This is a genomic window from Ferroglobus sp. (genome assembly GCF_015521575.1).
In the GTDB taxonomy this organism is placed as follows: domain Archaea; phylum Halobacteriota; class Archaeoglobi; order Archaeoglobales; family Archaeoglobaceae; genus Ferroglobus.
Genome location: NZ_WANY01000101.1, coordinates 1 through 2,958, shown reverse-complemented (window position 1 = coordinate 2,958; position 2,958 = coordinate 1). Strand labels below are relative to the sequence as shown.

Annotated in this window: 3 protein-coding genes; all 3 read left to right on the top strand. The window is 43.3% G+C overall.

Annotated elements, in window-relative coordinates:
• The coding region (locus F7C14_RS04310) for an acyl-CoA dehydrogenase family protein (RefSeq protein ID WP_290900218.1) at nucleotides 1–421 on the top strand (421 nt) is incomplete at its 5' end.
• Between the two features lie 10 nt (nucleotides 422–431).
• Complete coding sequence (locus tag F7C14_RS04305; protein WP_290900217.1) at nucleotides 432–1,298, top strand: 3-hydroxyacyl-CoA dehydrogenase family protein; 867 nt, start codon at nucleotides 432–434, stop codon at nucleotides 1,296–1,298.
• A 499-nt stretch (nucleotides 1,299–1,797) separates the two neighbouring features.
• A complete protein-coding gene (locus F7C14_RS04300) occupies nucleotides 1,798–2,619 on the top strand; it encodes a hypothetical protein (protein ID WP_290900216.1) in 822 nt (273 codons plus the stop codon).
• The last annotated feature ends 339 nt before the right edge of the window (nucleotides 2,620–2,958 follow it).

The window sequence follows — 2,958 nt, the reverse complement described above, 5'->3', positions numbered from 1 at the left end:
TAAGATAGCTGCTCTGCACACTGGAATAGCGATAGGTGCTTATGAAAGGGCTTTGGAGTACGCTAAGGAGAGAAAAGCTTTTGGGAAGCCTTTAATTGAGCATCAAGCGATTCAGTTTAAGCTGGCTGAGATGTTTAAAGACATAGAGGCTGCCAAGCTTCTGGTTTTTAAGGCTGCATGGCTAATCGATCAGGGCAAGCCGGATCCGGCTTTAAGTTCAGCAGCAAAGCTTTTCGCGAGCGAAATGGCGGTCAAAGTAACCTACGAAGCCGTTCAAATCTTCGGAGGCTACGGATACAGCAAGGAGTACGACGTCGAGAGATACTATCGAGATGCGAGGGTCGGAACGATCTACGAAGGAACGAGCGAAGCTCAGAAGCTTGTGATTGCGAGAAGGATTATTGGTAAGATCAAGGTTTGAGGTGGTGGAAATGAAAGTTGAGGATGTGAAGGTAGTTGGGGTTTTGGGAGCTGGAACGATGGGAAGTGGAATCGCACAAGTATGTGCAATGGCTGGCTATGAAGTGGTTTTGAGGGACATCGAGGAGAGGTTCTTGGAGAGGGGAATGGAGAACATAAAGAAGAGCCTTTCCAAGTTCGTGGAGAAGGGGAAGATAAGCGAGGATGAAATGAAAGCAACGCTCGAAAGAATAAAGACCACGACGAAGCTTGAGGATTTCGAGAACGTCGACGTTGTTATAGAGGCTATAATTGAAGATATGGAGGCTAAGAAAGCCGTTTTCAGAGAGTTGAACGATATTGTAAAGAGGGAAGATGCTATTTTTGCTTCGAATACTTCAACTCTGAGCATAACCGAAATGGCTGCCGTAACAAGAAAGCCCGAGAACTTCGTCGGAATACACTTCATGAATCCGGTTCCACTGATGAAAGGAGTTGAAATCGTTAGAGGTCTTCTCACGAGCGAAGAGACTGTTCAGTTTGCCTGTGATTTTGTTAGGAAGCTTGGAAAAGAGCCTGTGGTTTGTAAGGACTCTCCTGGTTTTATCTCAAACAGAATTCTAATGCCTTGGATAAACGAGGGAATATGGGTTCTCTACGAGGGAATAGCCACGAAAGAAGAAATCGACAGGGGAATGAGGTTGTTCACCAACGTCCCCATGGGACCGCTTGAGCTGGCTGATTTGATCGGCTTAGACATAGTTCTCGCTGCAATAGAAACCTTGCACAGAGAGCTCGGTGACAAGTACAAGCCCTGTCCGTTGTTAAAGCAAATGGTTAGAGCCGGATTACTTGGAAGGAAAACTGGAAGGGGATTCTACGACTACACGAAGAAGTGATTCTCTTTTTTTCCATTTTCGTTTTGGTGTGTGTCCAAAAATTCAAGAAGCCTTCTTCGGATCTCATTAAGTCGACGTAGACAGGAACTGAAGCTTTTCTGACTCTGACGCAAACGAAGAGTTCGCTTAAGTTCTTGTTCCAGTTTGAAAACTTTGTATGGTCTATTACGGTGTATAGACGCTTATTTGACTTAAAAACTCGTTCAGAGCACTTAACTTCTTTTATCAAATTAGAATGCTTCATTTCCCAGTAGCTCAGCGTTGATTTTGGAATTCTCTGATTGAAGAACTTCTTCGTCAGAGATTCCGAATAACGAAGGCTGCACTTAAATGCCTCTTTTGGATGGGAATAGTGATTCCCAGAATGGAGGTGCACGAAATTAAGAAAAAGGGATGAGTACTCATCTACGGTAGGAGAAAAGTTGGTAAAACGTTTTTAGTTAGAAATTTCGTAGATTATACACATTACTTTTTCGTAGAGCGAGCTGGACCGATTTTAATGGAGACAGACATCTTTAAGAGTTTGAGCTACGAAGCTTTTAAAACTCTGATTTACGAGTTACTGAGAGATGAGAAGAATGTTGTAGTTGTGGGCGAGTTTCAGAGGTTACCCGAAGACTTTCTGGATTTACTGCATTTTACAAAGGAGAGAAGAGCGAAGTTGACCCTTCTCGGCTTGAGTATGAGGATTTTGAAAAGCATTCTGTCGGCAAGGAGCCCAATCTTAGGTCTGGTTAGACCAATCAAACTTGAGTTGGTGAAGCCGTCCGACATGCTGAAAGTGTTCGGTGATGTTGAAGAACTCGTGTTTTTGAGAGACCCGTGGCTGGTTCAGTTCTATGACGGGAATGTAAAAGAAGCAGTAAAAGCTGGATTAGCGAGTGTTAGAGGATTAATAGGGGAAGCATTCTTCGAAGAAGATAGGAAATTAACTGAAACTTACGAGGTGATATTGAGAGCTTTGGCAGTAGGCAACGTTTTTCCCAAGGACGTTACAAGTTTTCTCGGCAAAACGTCAAGCGACATCAAGTCGTTCCTCTCCAACTTCTTGGAAATGGGTCTTGTGAGGAGGATAAAGGTGTTCGGAAAGAAAAAATGGATATACAAAATATCTTCGCCAGTGGTGGACCTCTTCTACCATCTCGATACAAAATACGGGATATCTGAACTTGGCATGGACAACAGAACATTTGAGAAAGCCTATGCAGAGAAACTGCCAAAGTACTTTGAGGACTTCGTTAGAACCGCTCTGGCGGAGAGGTATCGAGGAGAGAAGGAGGTTATGCTCTCTCCGGAAGTGGATGTCGTTATAAAGGTTTAGGGGCAAAGCTGTTTGCTGTGCTGAAGTGAAGATGAAGTCCAGAAAGAAAGATATGGACGTTCTCGAATCAAAACGTCAGAGTTTGATTGCGATAAACTTGTTGTAGACGCAAACGCTGTGAAACTCTTAAGATAAAGCTTAGAAAGCAATTGATTTTATTTTGGCTTGATCGGCGGAAATTATCACCTCATTGATATAGACTCGGTAATCTTTACGACGGAATTAGCGATGAAATCAAGCGGAAAGCGATCTTCTGCGCGGATCGCTGCTCTGTACAATCTAATTTCTCACAGGCAAAGAATCATAAGAAAAGGAGGAACTAATCACGTAGAAAGATTG

What these genes read in the sequence shown, in the direction of transcription:
- F7C14_RS04300 (WP_290900216.1), top strand. Translation starts at nt 1,798, where the DNA reads ATGGAGACAGACATCTTTAAGAGTTTGAGCTACGAAGCTTTTAAAACT.
- F7C14_RS04305 (WP_290900217.1), top strand. Translation starts at nt 432, where the DNA reads ATGAAAGTTGAGGATGTGAAGGTAGTTGGGGTTTTGGGAGCTGGAACG.